Source organism: Serratia grimesii NBRC 13537, from assembly GCF_001590905.1.
GTDB classification, from domain to species: domain Bacteria; phylum Pseudomonadota; class Gammaproteobacteria; order Enterobacterales; family Enterobacteriaceae; genus Serratia; species Serratia grimesii.
In genome coordinates this window covers 14,054-30,081 of the sequence record NZ_BCTT01000012.1, presented here as the reverse complement: position 1 = coordinate 30,081, position 16,028 = coordinate 14,054, and the positions used below count along the sequence as shown (strand labels likewise).

General features: G+C 51.3%; 13 protein-coding genes. 4 read left to right on the top strand and 9 right to left on the bottom strand.

Annotated elements, in window-relative coordinates; genetic code table 11:
- Positions 1-291 precede the first annotated feature (291 nt).
- From rsuA to SGR01S_RS16070, 3 genes are all read left to right on the top strand, one after another.
- Complete coding sequence (rsuA, locus tag SGR01S_RS16080; RefSeq protein WP_061807983.1) at positions 292-1,005, top strand: 16S rRNA pseudouridine(516) synthase RsuA; 714 nt, start codon at positions 292-294, stop codon at positions 1,003-1,005.
- A gap of 165 nt (positions 1,006-1,170) precedes the next feature.
- The gene (locus SGR01S_RS16075; RefSeq protein ID WP_037420858.1) at positions 1,171-2,379 is read left to right on the top strand and encodes a Bcr/CflA family multidrug efflux MFS transporter; all 1,209 of its coding nucleotides are present in this window, start codon (positions 1,171-1,173) and stop codon (positions 2,377-2,379) included.
- Positions 2,380-2,983: 604 nt separating this feature from the next.
- Positions 2,984-3,328: a YejG family protein gene (locus SGR01S_RS16070; RefSeq protein WP_037420856.1), complete on the top strand. Its 345-nt coding sequence runs from the start codon at positions 2,984-2,986 to the stop codon at positions 3,326-3,328.
- Between the two features lie 8 nt (positions 3,329-3,336).
- Here SGR01S_RS16070 and yejF read toward each other — a convergent pair whose 3' ends face one another.
- The 8 genes from yejF to SGR01S_RS16030 form a co-directional block, all read right to left on the bottom strand.
- Entirely contained in the window at positions 3,337-4,929 is a 1,593-nt protein-coding gene (yejF, locus tag SGR01S_RS16065; RefSeq protein ID WP_061807982.1) for a microcin C ABC transporter ATP-binding protein YejF, read from the bottom strand.
- A 1-nt stretch (position 4,930) separates the two neighbouring features.
- The gene (locus SGR01S_RS16060; RefSeq protein WP_061807981.1) at positions 4,931-5,956 is read right to left on the bottom strand and encodes an ABC transporter permease; all 1,026 of its coding nucleotides are present in this window, start codon (positions 5,954-5,956) and stop codon (positions 4,931-4,933) included.
- Positions 5,953-7,047: a microcin C ABC transporter permease YejB gene (locus tag SGR01S_RS16055; RefSeq protein WP_061807980.1), complete on the bottom strand. Its 1,095-nt coding sequence runs from the start codon at positions 7,045-7,047 to the stop codon at positions 5,953-5,955. The genes SGR01S_RS16060 and SGR01S_RS16055 overlap by 4 nt, the downstream gene beginning before the upstream one ends.
- Positions 7,048-7,057: 10 nt before the next feature.
- Complete coding sequence (locus SGR01S_RS16050) at positions 7,058-8,866, bottom strand: extracellular solute-binding protein (RefSeq protein ID WP_061807979.1); 1,809 nt, start codon at positions 8,864-8,866, stop codon at positions 7,058-7,060.
- A gap of 90 nt (positions 8,867-8,956) precedes the next feature.
- Positions 8,957-10,543, bottom strand: coding sequence for a cyclic di-3',5'-guanosine monophosphate phosphodiesterase PdeN (pdeN, locus tag SGR01S_RS16045; RefSeq protein ID WP_061807978.1), 1,587 nt, complete (start codon positions 10,541-10,543; stop codon positions 8,957-8,959).
- A 366-nt stretch (positions 10,544-10,909) separates the two neighbouring features.
- Positions 10,910-11,485, bottom strand: a complete 576-nt coding sequence (gene mepS, locus SGR01S_RS16040; protein ID WP_037426774.1) for a bifunctional murein DD-endopeptidase/murein LD-carboxypeptidase — start codon at positions 11,483-11,485, stop codon at positions 10,910-10,912.
- A gap of 409 nt (positions 11,486-11,894) precedes the next feature.
- Positions 11,895-12,605 carry a phosphatase PAP2 family protein gene (locus SGR01S_RS16035; RefSeq protein WP_061807977.1) on the bottom strand — a complete coding sequence of 237 codons (711 nt, stop codon included), beginning with the start codon at positions 12,603-12,605 and terminating at the stop codon, positions 11,895-11,897.
- Positions 12,606-12,656: 51 nt separating this feature from the next.
- Positions 12,657-13,631: a CobW family GTP-binding protein gene (locus SGR01S_RS16030; RefSeq protein WP_061807976.1), complete on the bottom strand. Its 975-nt coding sequence runs from the start codon at positions 13,629-13,631 to the stop codon at positions 12,657-12,659.
- A gap of 318 nt (positions 13,632-13,949) precedes the next feature.
- Here SGR01S_RS16030 and SGR01S_RS16025 point away from each other — a divergent pair, with 318 nt between their 5' ends.
- Positions 13,950-14,258, top strand: a complete 309-nt coding sequence (locus tag SGR01S_RS16025) for a YmdA family protein (RefSeq protein WP_037426766.1) — start codon at positions 13,950-13,952, stop codon at positions 14,256-14,258.
- A 100-nt stretch (positions 14,259-14,358) separates the two neighbouring features.
- Here SGR01S_RS16025 and SGR01S_RS16020 read toward each other — a convergent pair whose 3' ends face one another.
- On the bottom strand, positions 14,359-15,840 hold the full coding sequence (locus SGR01S_RS16020; protein ID WP_061807975.1) for a mannitol dehydrogenase family protein: 1,482 nt from the start codon (positions 15,838-15,840) through the stop codon (positions 14,359-14,361).
- Positions 15,841-16,028 lie beyond the last annotated feature (188 nt).

Below are 16,028 nucleotides of genomic sequence, written 5' to 3'. Positions count from 1 at the left end.
TGATGGGTGCCGTCAGGAACAGGTTTTGTAACATCTGAACCCAAAAAAACAGTGACATTTTACTCCCCTGACGGCTAAATAATTTCTATATTATGCCTTCTGAGCGCTTGTGGTGCGAGACATGTGGAAATTAGCTCTGTCAGGGTGCCGTTTCCGCCGCTATACTCGTGTGACAGTAATCGCTGTTTCCCCCCCTTCGATCCTGCCCTGTTGCACTTGGTGCAACTGCGGGTGTCATATTTTAGCAATACGATCAATGCGATCATAACAACGACAGGCAAAGCAGATTCAATGCGACTGGACAAGTTTTTATCTCAGCAGTTAGGTGTTAGCCGCGCGCTGGTAGCGCGTGAACTTCGGGCAAAACGCGTCACCGTGGACGGTGAAGTGGTGAAGAGCGGCGCACTTAAGCTAACGCCGGAGCAGGAAGTGGCGTTTGACGGTAATCCACTGCAGCGTCAGAACGGGCCACGTTACTTTATGCTGAACAAACCACAGGGTTACGTCTGTTCTACTGACGATCCCGATCACCCGACGGTGCTGTATTTTCTCGATGAGCCGGTTGCCTACAAGCTTCATGCTGCTGGCCGCCTGGATATTGATACCACGGGTTTGGTGCTGATGACCGACGACGGTCAATGGTCACACCGTATTACCTCACCGAAACATCATTGTGAGAAAACCTATTTGGTGACGCTGGAACATCCATTGGCGGAAGATACTGCGCAACTATTTGCCGACGGTGTGCAACTGCATAACGAAAAAGATCTGACACGACCTGCGCAACTGGAAAAAATTGAAGACAAACTGGTGCGTTTGACCATCAGCGAAGGGCGTTATCACCAGGTGAAACGTATGTTTGCAGCGGTCGGTAACCGAGTTCTCGAACTGCATCGTGAACGTATCGGTGCCATCGTGATGGATGAAGATCTGGCAGAGGGCGAATACCGTCCACTGACCGAAGAAGAAATTGCCAGCGTTGGTGCACCGCACCTGCAAGATTAATTTATACCCATCATCGTTCACGCTGCATTTTTGTTGGTTGCCTGCGCTTTCCCCAGTCACGTACGACGTATATGTGACCGGGGATGTTCCTGGTGGTCGCCTCAATGCAACGGGAATGATTGAAGGGATAACCACACACTACGGCTGATGAAGGAGTCGTCGAACGTGCTACAGAACCGGTCATCTCACCTCGGTTTGATTTTTATTCTGGGCCTGCTGTCCATGTTGATGCCGTTGGCTATCGACATGTACCTGCCCAGTATGCCGGTGATTGCTAAACAGTTCGGCGTCGAGTCGGGCAGCGTGCAGATGACGCTCAGCGCCTATATGCTCGGCTTTGCTTTGGGGCAACTGTTCTATGGGCCGATGTCGGACAGCATTGGCCGCAAGCCGGTGATCCTGTGGGGAACGTTGATCTTCGCCATTGCCGGTGGTGCTTGTGCAATGGCGCAGTCGATTGATCAACTGATCAACCTGCGTTTCCTGCATGGGCTGTCAGCCGCAGCGGCCAGCGTAGTGATTAATGCCCTGATGCGCGATATGTTCACCAAAGATGAGTTCTCGCGCATGATGTCGTTTGTCATTCTGGTGATGACCATTGCCCCACTTCTTGCACCGATGATCGGTGGTGCGTTGTTGTTGTGGTTCAGCTGGCATGCGATTTTCTGGACGATGGGCGCGGCAGCGCTGATCGGCTCGCTGTTGGTCGCGTTCTTTATCAAGGAAACATTGCCCAAAGAGCGGCGACAGAAATTCCACCTGCGTACCACGTTAGGCAACTTCGGCTCCTTGTTCCGCCACAAGCGTGTGTTGAGCTATATGCTTGCCAGTGCCTTCTCATTCGCTGGTATGTTTTCGTTTCTCAGTGCCGGGCCATTTGTGTATATCGAACTGAATAACGTTTCACCGCAGCACTTTGGCTACTATTTTGCGCTGAACATTGTATTTTTGTTCCTGACAACGCTGGTCAACAGCCGCAATGTAAGGCGACTGGGGGCGGTCAAGATGTTCCGCTTAGGGTTGTTTGTTCAGTTGGCAATGGGGTTATGGTTGTTGGCGGTGAGCGCTGTGGGCTTGGGCTTCTGGGCGCTGGTCATTGGCGTTGCGGTTTATCTGGGCTGTATCGCTATGATCTCATCAAACGCCATGGCGGTGATCCTGGATGATTTTCCGCATATGGCGGGTACGGCCTCTTCATTGGCTGGGACGTTACGTTTCAGTATCGGTGCGTTAGTGGGGGCGGTACTGGCTATGGCACCAGGCAAGAGCGCATGGCCGATGGTTTCTTCCATGGCGTTGTGCAGTATCGTTGCTGTCCTGTTCTATCTGTATGCCAGCCGACCACGGCATAAAGCCTCGCCTGCTACCCCGTAGTGTGATTATGCCCCACTCAGGGTCCCCGCAAATGGGGTCTTGATTGGGGTAAACTTTCCGTTCTCTCCCCTCAGATATCCAATGATAGAAAAATCATGGCTGCTAAGCATTAGCGTGCCAACTAAATGTGCGCCGAGAATGCTGTGTTTTTTTTGTTAAAAATAAGGCTTGTTCTACACCGGATAACCACGGGGTGTAACGCGGTATGTTTTACCTGGGAATAGCGCTTAATTTGTTTTAACGATAATGATAATCAATGAGTTATGTCGTTGTGACTTTCTGCGGCTCGAGGTTAAATGTTTCCGCAATGTAAAATTATGAAGGGCAAAAAGTAGCCGTATTGCAAGAAAAAAGAGTTGTGATTGCGGCAGGAAAGGGTTACATATAACGCAAAAATGCGAGCTGAGTCGCAAAATGCCGTGAAACGACACCGCACGGCGCATGAAAACAGTATGACATCAGCACGCGCAGGGCTAAGTTAACTAGCTGTGACGAATTTACATTTAAATAACATTTGTACGCAGCAGAGTCGGTAGTCAACGGCTATAACTTAGTAACCCTGTCAGGTAAAAAGTGTTTCACCTTTTCAAACTAGGGATTTCATGTGGAAAGTATCCAACTTTCGGTAGTGCATCGTTTGCCGCAAAGTTATCGTTGGCTATCAGGTTTTACCGGCGTCAAGGTTGAACCAATTCCGCTCAGCGGAATAGACGAAGATAACAACCTGATTGGCCTGAAATTACTCAGCCATGAAGGCGCTGACGCTTGGCATGTTATGCAACAGCTTAATGTGTCGTTGCAAGAGATTCAGGTGGACTGCGCCGTTGTGGAGTGGGAAGGGGAGCCTTGCCTGTTCGTGCAGCGCTGTGACGAAAGCGCCACCATGTGTCGCTTAAAAAATGTAGGCGCTGCGATTGCTGAACCTATGAGCGCCCAATACCCTTTCTGATCCCGTCGCTAGTCCGCCAACTGTAGCAGTTGTTGCGTATACGCGGCGGCGGGCGAATTAAAGATCGTCTGACAGTCACCTTGTTCGACCACTTCTCCCTGCCGCAGCACAATCACTTGATGGCACAGCGAACGCACCACCTGCAAATCATGACTGATAAACAGATAAGCCAGTTGGTGGCGTTGCTGCAGTGATTTCAGCAGCGTCAGGATTTGTGCCTGTACTGATTTGTCCAGCGACGAGGTCGGTTCATCCAGGATCAGTAACTGTGGCTGTAAAATCAGTGCACGTGCGATGGCGATGCGTTGGCGCTGACCACCAGAAAACTCAGTTGGGTAAGGGTGACGTAGGGCAGGATCCAGCCCGACCTCCTGCAACACGTCGATCACCCTTTGCTCTCGCTGTTCGGCGTTTAATTTCTGGTGTACCTCTAACCCTTCGGCAATGATTTGCAGCACATTCAGCCGTGGATTGAGTGCGGAATAAGGATCCTGGAACACAATCTGCATTTGGCTGCGGTACGGCAGCATTTGCTTCATGCTGAACTGGTGCAATGGCTGACCGTTAAACCACATCATACCGCCAGCGTTTAGTAGACGCAGTAACGCCAACCCTGTGGTGCTTTTCCCTGAACCAGATTCGCCCACCAGTCCGATACTTTCCCCTTTCTTTAATTCAAAACTCAGCCCTTTCAGCGCGTAATTGTGGCCAACCGTACGGCGTAACAGTCCGCGCTTGATCGGGAAGCTGACTTGCAGATTTTCTACCTTCAACAGCGGCGCGGCATCTGCCGGCAGCGGTAATGGCATGCCGACATCTTCTGCCGCCAACAACTGCTGGGTATAAGGGTGTTGTGGGTTGCTGAACAGCCTGGACCGACTGTTCTGCTCGACGCAACGGCCATGGCGCATCACGGCCACATTGTCCGCCAGGCGGCGCACAATATTCAGGTTGTGGGTGATAAACAGTAGCCCCATGCCCATCTCTTGCTTGAGCTCTTTCAGCAGCGACAGGATCTGTGCCTGAATGGTCACATCGAGCGCGGTAGTGGGTTCATCGGCAATCAGCAGTTTGGGTTGGGTTAACACCGCCATGGCAATCATCACTCGTTGGCGTTCACCGCCGGAAAGTTGATGCGGGTAATCTTTTAACCGGCCTTTGGCGTTGCGGATACCTACGCGATCCAGGCACTGGATAATCTCGCCACGCGCAACGTCGCGTCGCATACCGCGATGCAGTGCCAACACTTCCGTCAGTTGTTTCTCAATAGTGTGCAATGGATTGAGCGACACCATCGGTTCCTGGAAAACCATCGAAATCTGGTTACCGCGAACTTTGCGTAGTTCGGCCTCTGGCGCGTGCAGTAACGAAGTGCCATTAAACTGGATATCACCGCCGGTATAAACCACAGGAGGTGACGGCAACAGGCGCAGTACTGATAGTGCAGTGACGCTTTTACCCGAGCCGGACTCACCCACCAGCGCCAGCGTTTCTGCTTTTTCTATCTGCAACGAAATGCCGTTGACCACCGGATTCAGTTGGTCTCCCTGACGGAAAGCAACACTGAGATCCTGAATTGAAAGCAGAGGAGGGCTAGCCATATCAATGCGCCTTGCTGGGGTCAAAGGCGTCGCGAACCGCTTCGCCGATAAAAATGAGGAGAGACAGCAGTACTGCCAGCACCAGGAATGCGGTGATGCCGAGCCACGGTGCCTGAAGATTGTTCTTTCCTTGCAGCAACAGCTCACCCAATGAGGGTGATCCGATTGGCAGACCGAAGCCGAGGAAATCGAGTGAGGTTAGGGTAGTGATAGAACCGCACAGGATAAAGGGTAAAAAGGTCAGCATAGCCACCATTGCATTAGGCAGCATATGGCGATACATAATGACTCTGTCCTGTACCCCCATGGCACGAGCGGCACGGATGTAATCGTAATTACGGGTGCGCAGGAATTCGGCGCGCACCACACCCACCAGGCTCATCCAGCCAAACAAAATGGTAATACCGAGCAGCCACCAGAAATTGGGCTGTACGATACTCGACAGCAGGATGATCAAAAACAGCGTCGGCATGCCCGACCACACCTCAATAAAGCGTTGGCCCCATAGATCAACGCGGCCGCCGTAATAGCCTTGCATCGCGCCCACACAGACGCCAATCACGCTTGAGAATAGCGTTAGCGCCAGCCCGAACAGCATTGAGATACGAAAGCCATACAGTACGCGGGCCAGCACGTCACTGCCGTTGCTGTCGGTACCTAACAGATTATGGCGTGAAGGGGCTGAAGGGAAGGGCACATCGGTGGCGAAGTTAATGGTGTCGTAACTGAAGCGAATCGGTGGCCAAACGGCCCATCCGTGCTTTTCGATCTGTTGCTTTACGAACGGATCCTGGTAATCGGTTGTGGTATGCAGCTCTCCGCCGAAAGTGGTCTCGCTGTAGTCAATGATGAACGGCAGGTACAAACGGCCTTCGTAACGGGCGAGCAGTGGCCTGTCGTTGGCGATCAGGTTAGCGCCTAAGCTGAGAGTAAACAGCACTAAAAAAATCCACAGTGACCAGTAGCCACGACGATTGCTGCGAAAACGTGCCCAACGGGCCTGATTGATCGGGCTTAAGCGGCTCATTGGCGGGCCTCGAAATCAATGCGCGGATCGACCAGGGTATAGGTGATGTCGCTAAGGATATTCAAGAGCAAGCCAATCAGGGTGAAGATATACAACGTGCCGAACATCACGGGATAATCCCGTTGCAGGGTAGCGTCGTAACCCAGCAGCCCCAGTCCATTGAGCGAGAACATCACCTCGATCAACAGTGAACCGGTGAAGAACATGCTGACAAAGGTCGCTGGGAAGCCAGCGATAACCAGCAGCATCGCGTTACGGAACACATGGCGGTAAAGGATTTTTTTCTCGTCGAGCCCCTTGGCGCGAGCGGTCACCACGTATTGTTTGCGGATTTCATCGAGAAATGAATTCTTGGTAAGCATAGTGAGGGTGGCGAAACCGCCAATCACTGTCGCCAGCACCGGCAGCGTAATATGCCACAGGTAATCGGTTATTTTGCTGTACCACGGCAGGGCATCGAAGTTGCTCGAGACCAGACCACGTAGTGGGAACCAATCGAGGTAGCTGCCGCCAGCGAACAGCACAATCATCAGAATGGCGAACAGGAAAGCAGGAATAGCATAACCGATGATAATCAGGGTGCTACTCCAGGTATCAAAGGCACTGCCGTTATTGACGGCCTTGCGGATACCCAGCGGTATCGACACCAAATAGATAATCAGCGTGCTCCATAACCCCAGGGTAATGGAGACGGGTAAGCTATGGCCAATCAGTTGCATTACCGATGCGCCGCGAAACAGGCTGTCGCCAAAGTCGAAACGCATGTAGTTCCATAGCATGGTGAAATAGCGCTCGTGCAGTGGTTTGTCGAAGCCATAACGTTTGGTGATCTCGGCGATCACTTCCGGATCAAGGCCACGTGAACCGCGGTACTGGCTATCTGTCGCACTACCGACACCGATGCGTGAATGACCCAACCCTTCACCCACGCGACCACCACCGAAGCCACTGCTTTGACCCATTTCAATAGTGGCAATGGCTTGATCGACGGGCCCGCCGGGGGCGATCTGCACGATGAAGAAGTTGATAGTGATGATCGCCCATAACGTGGGGATAATCAGCAACAGTCTGCGAATCAGATAAGCCGCCATCGCAGACTCCTTATTGTTGTTGGGCCGGTAAACGGGCCGCCTTGTTAACGTCAAACCACCAGTTGTCGAACCCAATCACGTAGGCCGGGCGGATTGGCGGTGTGGAGAACTTATCCCAGTAAGCATAGCGATCATGATTGGAATACCACATTGGCAACATATACCTATTCCAGGTCAACACCCGATCCAGTGCGCGACCAAGCGGCAGCAGGGCTTTTTCATCCCCCTGATGTGCAGCGATCTGTCTGACCAGGTTGTCGACTGCCGGATCGGTGACGCCGGCAGTATTCCAACTGGAATCAATGTATTTGGAGTCCCAAAGTGGTTTAAGGCTGGTACTGGGGAACGGCATCGCCAGATAGACCGTTGGCATCATGTCGAAATCACCGTCGCGCATGCGTTTGGTGAATTGTGAAATGTCGATCTCACGGATCTGCATATCAATGCCCAACCTTTTCAGATTGTGCTGAAACGGTAATACGTACTGGAAGTTGCTACCGCTCAGTAACATCAATTCAAAGGTAAACGGCTGGCCGGTTTTGCTGTTCACCAATTGTTGGTTTTTCACTTCCCAACCGGCCTGTTTCAAGAGTTGAGTGGCTTTCAGTAGATTTTGGCGATCATTGCCGCTGCCGTCAGAGGACGGCGGCTGGTAAATACTGGTGAACACCTCCGCCGGTACTTTTCCCTTCAGCGGTGCCAGTAGGGCCAGTTCGGCCGCGTCCGGATAGCCACTGGCAGCATATGGGGTGTTTTGGAAATAGCTGTTAGTACGCTGATAGGCGTTGTAATACAGTGCCTTATTCATCCAGTCGAAGTCGAAGGCCAGCGTGAGAGCTTCCCGCACCCGAGGGTCGGCGAACAGCGGTCGCCTCATATTGAAGGCCAACCAACGGGTGTTTTGCGCCGACTGGTTGATCTCGTCTTGTTTTATTATGTAGTTACGGGCGAAATTGCCGCCCTGATACTGCGTCGCCCAGCTTTTTGGCGAGCCTTCGATACGGAAGTCATAGGCACCGGCTTTGAAGGCTTCCAGTGCGACTTTGTCGTCGAGGTAGTAGTCGTAACGAATGCTGTCGAAGTTAAAGCGGCCGCGGTTGACCGGCAGGTTGGCGGCCCAGTAATCGCGCACGCGTTGGTAGGTAATGTATTGGCCGAGCCGATAGCTGGCAATCTTGTAAGGACCGCTGCTGAGTGGTGGCGCGTTCAGCGGTTCATTCAGTTTATGATCTTTCCAAAAACTTTGCGGCAAAATAGGGAGGCTGAACAGCCCGAGCAGTTTGTCTTTATCGGGTTGGGGGAATTCTATACGTACTGTCAGACGTGAGATAGCCTTGACCGTAATGCCCTTATACAGCACGCGAAATTGCGGTACGCCTTCGGTCATAAATTTATTAAACGTGAAAGCTACGTCGGCGGCGGTAATAGGTGTGCCGTCGTGAAAACGGGCGCGGGCATTAATATCCAGCTCCACCCAGCGCATATCCGCGGGGAAGCGGGCCGATTCGGCAATCAACGGATAGTAACTGCCGATTTCGTCGTCTGAGGTGGTGAACAGCGTGTCATACAGGGCGTCGGTTCGTTCGCCAGGCACGCCGCGTGGGGCATAGCGGTTAAAATTATCATAGGTACCTATGGCTGCAAGGCGCACGTCGCCACCCTTCGGTGCTGCCGGGTTGACGTAGTCATAATGGCTGAAGTCAGTGGCATATTTCGGCTCACCGAGTTGGGCGAAAGCGTAGCTTTCATTGAGGGTTTCGGCCTGCAAGCCAAAACTCAGTGCTGAGAGCACCAGGGCAGCAAAAACGCGCACGGACATCTTAACGGTAAGCTCCTGCTGTAAAGTCAGTTAAACCTGCGGCCGGTAGACTCTTTTTTGCCACGCCGCAGGGTAAAGAAATAATGAAGCTCAAGCCTTGAGTGCCTGATAATCAAATACGGTATGGGCATTGCAATACGCCACGAAATTATCGATGCTCAAGGGTTTGCTGTAATAATATCCCTGCATAAAGTTAACGTCATGTTCTTGCAGGAAGTGTAGCTGTTCAGCCGTTTCAACCCCTTCCGCTACGGTTTGCATCTTCAGCTTTTTGGCCAGTGAAATAACTGCATCGAGAACGGGCGCGGTGACTGTATCCCGGCCGATCGAGTTAACGAAGCCGCGATCGATTTTCAAGTAATCCATGCTAAATCGCTCCAGATAAATCAGTGCGCTGTGCCCGGTTCCAAAATCATCGATGGCGATTTCGATACCCTGCTGGTGCAGCCAGTCGAATTCTGTCAGTGCACTGTCTTCTTCCACCATACCGCGCTCGGTAATTTCAAATACCAGCGTAAAATAGTCTCCCGGTAATTGGGCCAGCAGTTCATACACATCATGATGGAACGACGGCGCACTGAGGTGTGAAGGGGAGATGTTCAAACCGAGCTTCGAGCCTTGCGGCAGCGCTATTGCCAACTTAGGAGCGTCTTCGGCAATCAGGCTGAACAGGTGACGTGTAAGCGGTACAATCAGCCCTTCGCTTTCGGCATAGGGGATAAACAGGTCTGGCGGGATGCGTCCTTCGATTGGGTGCTGCCAGCGGATCAGCGCTTCCAGCCCTCCAATGGTACCGGTTTTGGTATGAAATACCGGCTGATACTCGATAAAGAACTCGTTGTGTTTGATGCCGCGCATCAGGGCGCGTTCCGGGCTTTGGCGTAACAACAGCATGTAGTAGCACAGTACGCCGATCATCAAAGACAACACCAGGCTACCCAGTAGGGTCAGGCGGATATCGTTGGGCGTCAGTTTTTGGTTATAAAACAAAATAGTCATCGGCGTGCCGGCGATGGAAATACTGTCGGCCTGCTCGTTGGGCAGTTGGTTAATCGGCATCAGGTTAGGACTAAAACTGGTGAGTGCGCGATCGCCGAGAATAATGGCAATACCTGTCGCTCGATCGGCGCTGGGACTGAACATTTGTTGGGGCATTAGCCCTATATCCAGCGTGGCCAGTATACCGGTATCTTCCTGGCCCGGTTGGCGCAACCAAACGGCGACGGCGGGTTTTCCCGGAACTAACGGTGTTCCTTGCTGCAGTTTGAGATCCAGTCGTTGTTGTTGGTTAATTTCTGGATAGATGTTTTTCAGCGCCAGCGTCATGTCGCCAGTAGCGGAAGAACAATAGGCAACGCCGTTTTTTACCAACATAAAAGTACGTACGCCGGAATGGAAAGCTGCCTGATAGGTAATATCCGGCTGGCTGGCTGCGCAGGAGCGTTCGGTTAACGGCAACAATTGCTGCATGATTTCCGTTAACTCATTAAAGGTTTCAAGAGTAAATTTTTGCGTGCGTTGCTCCACCACGCGTTGATATTGCGTACGCTGGTGGCTAATCAAAGAAAGCGTAATAGCCATAAACAGGATAAAGAACACCAGAGCTACAATGCCGCTTTTAGCCAGGCTACGTCGTCTGTGCGAGACATGGCGTGCAAATGCCCTTTTCAAGCCCATAAACCTGCCCCCTGAGCACGGCGTATCAATCTGTTTTTGTTATAGAGTGACTGCGTAATATATCCCAATGGTGGTCTTACAGTCATTATTCATCGCACATCTCGCGAATGACAATCGGCCAATATAGCCCACTAACGCATTACTGGCGTTATCTCCATTTGAGGATAATAGGTGAGTTTTTCATCTGAGGTGCAGTTTCCCGAAAATAATATCGCGAAATAAATAAGGGGAGGGTGGAAGAAAGCCAATCGAACCGATCGCTGATAGCGCAATTATGTCTGGATGTCACGAAAGGCAAAAAAAAACGCTGCCCGAAGGCAGCGTTCTATCGCTCGTTTGGTATTCAGGACAATCAGGTTCGTACCGTCAACTGCGGGTAAGCACTCGGCGGCCTTCACGATAACGTTTATCCCAGTAGTTATCGCTCAGTTTTGAAATCATCACGCCGTTACTGGTAGAGGCATGAACGAATTGATCGTTACCTAAATAGATGCCGACATGGCGTCCGGTAGAGCCGGCGCGGAACAGCACCAGATCGCCAGGACGCAGTTTAGTACGCAAGATTTTCTTGCCGACGTCTTCCTGTTCATAGGTTGAACGCGGTAAATCCATACCAAACTGTTCACGGAAGGTGCGTTGTACAAACGCTGAGCAATCGATGCCGCGCTTGGTTTCACCACCTAAACGGTAGCGAACGCCTTTCCAGTCTGCATACTGGTCCATAATTTTTGACTTAACGTCAACGTTACGGACCATTGCTTCGAATTCATCCTGAGAGGCTTGCAGTAAAAGACCATCTTTGTCATTAACTGCACGCATCTCAGTTTGTGCGTTATTCAAGTTCGAAGTGTGAGTCGTGCTACACGCGGAGAGCATTACCGCTGCGGCAATTGCAGGTACTACCCGCAAAAAATATCTCAGAAACGGTTGAGATTTGACCATTGTTGTTGTTTTCCCTTGAAGTCCTTAACGACAAAAGTCGCTACCTGAAAAATGCCAAACGGAACGAGACTAATCTGCGGCTGTTTTCTCGACAATCGCTTACCGTTAAAAACGTGCTGGAACGCACATTTTTAATCGATTTGATGCTGAGTTGAGTTAAACCAGGCACAAACGCATCCGAGATTACCGTAACGAATTGGGGATTGCGAGCCTTTTTCAGCCCTTTTTTATATGAATTTGTGATGTAACATAATGTAAATCTTCATATTAAAAACGCTAATTGTTCGTTGTGCTGGTTCTGCGTGAAATCAGGCGGCGAAAGCGTTAACACGATGATGTGCAAATAAGCAGAAAACGGTGAGGAAATCATCAGGAGGCCGACAGGCCTCCTGCGAGGTATCACGATTTATTATGGCTGTAACGGACGGTGCTTGCCGGGCAGCATATTGTTCAGGCGCTGAATCAGTACATCACTGAACGGGGTCATCAGACACCAGCTGGCGCCAACCAACACGACAGACAGTGAACCGACGGCGATATCTGTAAACCAGTGGGCGCCAATCATCACGCGTGGCAATGAAAATACCACGGTGATCAGCAACGCGACGACAAATGCCCGGCAGTTAAAGTAGCGCAGCATGAAGCATGAAAAAATCATCAACATCATACCGTGGTCGCCAGGGAAGCTGTCACTGGAGGCGTCTTTGGTAGGAATCCCGGTCAGTTCACTGACGCGGTTGATATTCTCGAAGCTGAGCGACGGGCTAGGGTGTTTGACCGGCAGTAAATGCCCAAGCTGGTTCAGCACTACGGCAGTCAGCAGCATAACAACGCCGGTGATCAATAAACGGCGACGCCCAGCGGCATTCTGTTGCAGGTAAAAACCCAGATACAGCAAACCCATGGCGAGCAGTGACATCACGTCAAATGCACGGTTATTGGTAATGGCCACCAAATGCAAAAAGCCGGAGTCAGTGGCTAAATGGCGATTGAAAAAGAAGAAGATGGATGAGTCCACAGTAAACCAAAAACCGTGATTAGCCGGCAGGTACCAGGACAGAAACAGCGCAATGCCCAGTAAATTGAAAAAGATGATGAAGGGTAAATTGCGGCGAGTCATGGCATAACCTGTTGTAAGTCTAAAAATAAAAGGGTGCTAACGGTAAAGATCTCAACTTAAACGAATAGTAAACAGCTTGGCTTGTAACGTGTTCCAGTCGGCATTCTCGTTGTGAATCAGTTCAATTCGGCTGTCCAGTGGTGCCACTGGGCGTGTTTCGATACTGAGATCTTGTCCCTGACGGTTGATCAATAATGTGCCTTCAGCAATGCGTACCACAGCTTTGGCACGTTCAACGGGGGCAAGGCGTATCCACTCCATGATGCCAACGGTATCGAATACGGTGTCTGCATCAAAGATCCAGCCGCAGCTGGTAAAACCCTGACCTTGGTTGAGCGCTCTGCGCCAGCGTGACGTTTCCGGCAACCGCAATGCGGCCAAGCCCTGCGTTTTGGCATGGCTATGATGATGCTGTGCATCCGGTAATTCTGTGCGATTTGTGCGAGGCTGGTCGAGCAAGGCGACATCTGCCTTGCCCTGTGTGATCTGATAAAGCGGACGTTGTCGGGGATCCTGCGTGGTCCATTGCTGCAGGGCCAGCAGATCTTGTGGTTGATAAGTATCACTTTTGCTTGCCAGAATAATGTCTGCGGCTGCCAGTTGATCGCGGAAGTTTTCATTTTCGCGGTAGCGAGGCTCACTGAGTTGGCGTGCATCCAACAGACACAGGGTGGCTTGTAGATCAATCCAGCCGGCATAACTGTCTTGCGTGAGCAATGACAGAATCTGTTTCGGATGACCGAGGCCGGTTGGTTCAATAAGTAGCCGGTCGGGTTTGCTCTGTTGCAGGAGCATGTTGAGTCCAACCTGCATTGGCAGCCCGTTGACACAACACATGCAGCCCCCCGGGATCTCCTTCAACACCGCGCCGCTGTCTGCCAGTAGTGCGCCGTCGATGCCAATTTCACCGAATTCATTCACCAGCACGGCCCAGCGTTCATCTTCCGGTTTGTTTGCCAGTAAATGACGAATAGTGGTGGTTTTGCCACTGCCGAGGAAACCGGTGATCAGGTTAGTTTTGGTCATGTATTATTCCTGATGTTAATAATTTCTGTTGTTCAATAAATAAGTAGCACTGCTTGGCTTGAGCGTATGGGGCTGTCCAGCTTGCGTCATGTCACAAATTTAGCAGGTTACGATGCGATATTTAACTGGCTAAATCCACGATAACTTGTCAGAAAATTCTTAGCGAAAACCATGAATTAGCTATGGATACTGATTGTTAGTAGCTTGTTTTTTCTTTGTTAATTGCCCGATTACCCGCCAAATAATTACCCTGACCTTGCGATTATTCTTAAGAAGATCCTCTATGTTTAAATTGGCTTAACAAAAAATGAGGTTGCCATGAATGTCTTTCGGTTATTTTTGATCGTAGGAATATTGTTTTCATGGACGGCAGCAAGTCATGCAGGAACCACTGGCGGGGTTATTCGTTTTGTCGGCTCTATTGTGGAAAGTCCCTGCGCGGTGAGTGTCACCGATTCAACGGCCAATACGCAATGTTACCGCAATGGGCAGCACTATCAAGATCAGCAGGCCCTGTCAAAATTTGATGCTACACGCAAAGAGCTTCCACTGAATTTAGGCACAACCGAAATGCAGTGGGTGGATCAACAGAAAAAACTTGCAGTAATGACGGTAGTTTATCGTTAAGTCGTTCGGCCATGCCGGATGAACCGTCCGGCATGGTCATTTTCCCCATATGTTGAAAGTATATTCTATCCTCTTACTCACCATCATTAGGGGAGTGATATTACGCCAGCTGTGTCGACACCCAGTTTCTCACCGTTTTCCGTGCGCCATGATCGCGCAGAGACAGATAAGCGCGAGTAACCGTCGCCACAAAACCCTCATTACCAGGCAATTGTTCCCCAAAAATGTTTTTTAGCCCCAACAGCGCTGTTACGCGTTGTTCATCGTCCGGCGTTGCGGCGACCACCTGCTGGAGTGTTACCAACAGCGGATCGCGGATATCGATCGGCTGGCCGGCATCATCCACACCACCGACATAGCGCATCCAGGCTGCCACGCCTAACGCCAGACCTGCGTAGTTGCTGCCATGCTGCAGATGCCAGCGCACGGAGTCCAACATACGTTGCGGTAGTTTTTGCGTGCCATCCATGGCGATTTGCCAGGTACGGTGTTGCAATGCCGGGTTACTGTAACGTTCAATCAACTGTGTCGCGTAGGCAGCCAGATCGATACCGTTGACGCTGAGTGTCGGGGCTTGCTCGGCTAGCATCAGGTGGTGTGCGGCTTGACGATAAGCATCATCGCCCATGCAGTCGTTTATATATTGATAACCGCCCAGATAACCGAGATAGGCCAAAAAGGAGTGGCTGCCATTGAGCATACGCAGCTTCATTTTTTCGAACGGCAACACGTCGTTCACCAACTGTGCGCCAGCCAGTTCCCACGCCGGGCGCCCCGCGACAAAATTGTCTTCTACCACCCATTGAATAAAGGGCTCACAGGCGATGGCGCATTCATCGCGTACCCCGCCAAGCGCATCAGCCACTTCATCCAGCGTTTCTGGCGTAGCGGCAGGAACAATACGATCGACCATGGTGCTGGGGAAGCTGACATGCTGAGTAATCCAGTCGGCCAGAACGCTGTCGCGCGCCTGTGCTAATCCGACTATTGCATTGCGCAGCACGTGGCCGTTTTCTGGAATATTGTCACAAGAAAGCAGAGTAAAGGCGGGCAGGCCACGTTCAAGGCGCAGGCGTAACGCCTCCACCAGAATGCCAGGCACCGTTGTTGGCTGCTCGGGATTGGCGAGATCGGTGTGAATTGCGTGATGCTGGAGATCCAGTTGCCCACTGCCCGGTTCAATGCAGTAGCCTTTCTCGGTAATCGTCATTGAGACAATCGCCACTTGAGGCTCCGCCAGTTTTTCCAGCACAGCGCCGATCCCTTCCAGTTTGCGGTGAACGCTTTCATGCACAGCGCCGATCACGATGGCCTGATTACCCGCCGCACCTTTCTCCAGCACGCTATACAGATGATCTTGCTGACGTAGCGTCTGAAATAGCTTATCGCCGCCAAACAAACTGATCTCGCAGATCCCCCAATCGCCTCCCTGATGATTCAATACCCGATCGGTCAGCAGTGCTTGGTGCGCACGGTGAAAGGCACCAAACCCAATATGCACGATGCGGCTTTGTAATGTGCTGCGTTCGTAGTGCGGTTGCTGGACGGTATCGGGAAGCGGTGAGTTGGCGATAGTCTTCATGCAAAGCTCCAAAGCTGAGTAAAAGATGCTGGCAGGTAACTTTTTAAAAGTTATTAGACCAGTTTTTTTTGCGCTAAGGGGCATCATTTTCACCCTTCTGCACACGGGGTCTCTGTCGTAGTGTAAGGCTGTAAGCACGTCAATAACATTGCTCAGCTCAGAATAAGCCAGATTCGTGAAGTGGATCA

Bases quoted from the DNA above. Each gene is read 5' to 3' on its own strand.
- SGR01S_RS16055 (WP_061807980.1), bottom strand. From the start codon at position 7,047: ATGGCGGCTTATCTGATTCGCAGACTGTTGCTGATTATCCCCACGTTA.
- SGR01S_RS16060 (WP_061807981.1), bottom strand. From the start codon at position 5,956: ATGAGCCGCTTAAGCCCGATCAATCAGGCCCGTTGGGCACGTTTTCGC.
- pdeN (WP_061807978.1), bottom strand. From the start codon at position 10,543: ATGGGCTTGAAAAGGGCATTTGCACGCCATGTCTCGCACAGACGACGT.
- SGR01S_RS16025 (WP_037426766.1), top strand. From the start codon at position 13,950: ATGAATGTCTTTCGGTTATTTTTGATCGTAGGAATATTGTTTTCATGG.
- mepS (WP_037426774.1), bottom strand. From the start codon at position 11,485: ATGGTCAAATCTCAACCGTTTCTGAGATATTTTTTGCGGGTAGTACCT.
- SGR01S_RS16050 (WP_061807979.1), bottom strand. From the start codon at position 8,866: ATGTCCGTGCGCGTTTTTGCTGCCCTGGTGCTCTCAGCACTGAGTTTT.
- SGR01S_RS16030 (WP_061807976.1), bottom strand. From the start codon at position 13,631: ATGACCAAAACTAACCTGATCACCGGTTTCCTCGGCAGTGGCAAAACC.
- SGR01S_RS16035 (WP_061807977.1), bottom strand. From the start codon at position 12,605: ATGACTCGCCGCAATTTACCCTTCATCATCTTTTTCAATTTACTGGGC.
- rsuA (WP_061807983.1), top strand. From the start codon at position 292: ATGCGACTGGACAAGTTTTTATCTCAGCAGTTAGGTGTTAGCCGCGCG.
- yejF (WP_061807982.1), bottom strand. From the start codon at position 4,929: ATGGCTAGCCCTCCTCTGCTTTCAATTCAGGATCTCAGTGTTGCTTTC.
- SGR01S_RS16020 (WP_061807975.1), bottom strand. From the start codon at position 15,840: ATGAAGACTATCGCCAACTCACCGCTTCCCGATACCGTCCAGCAACCG.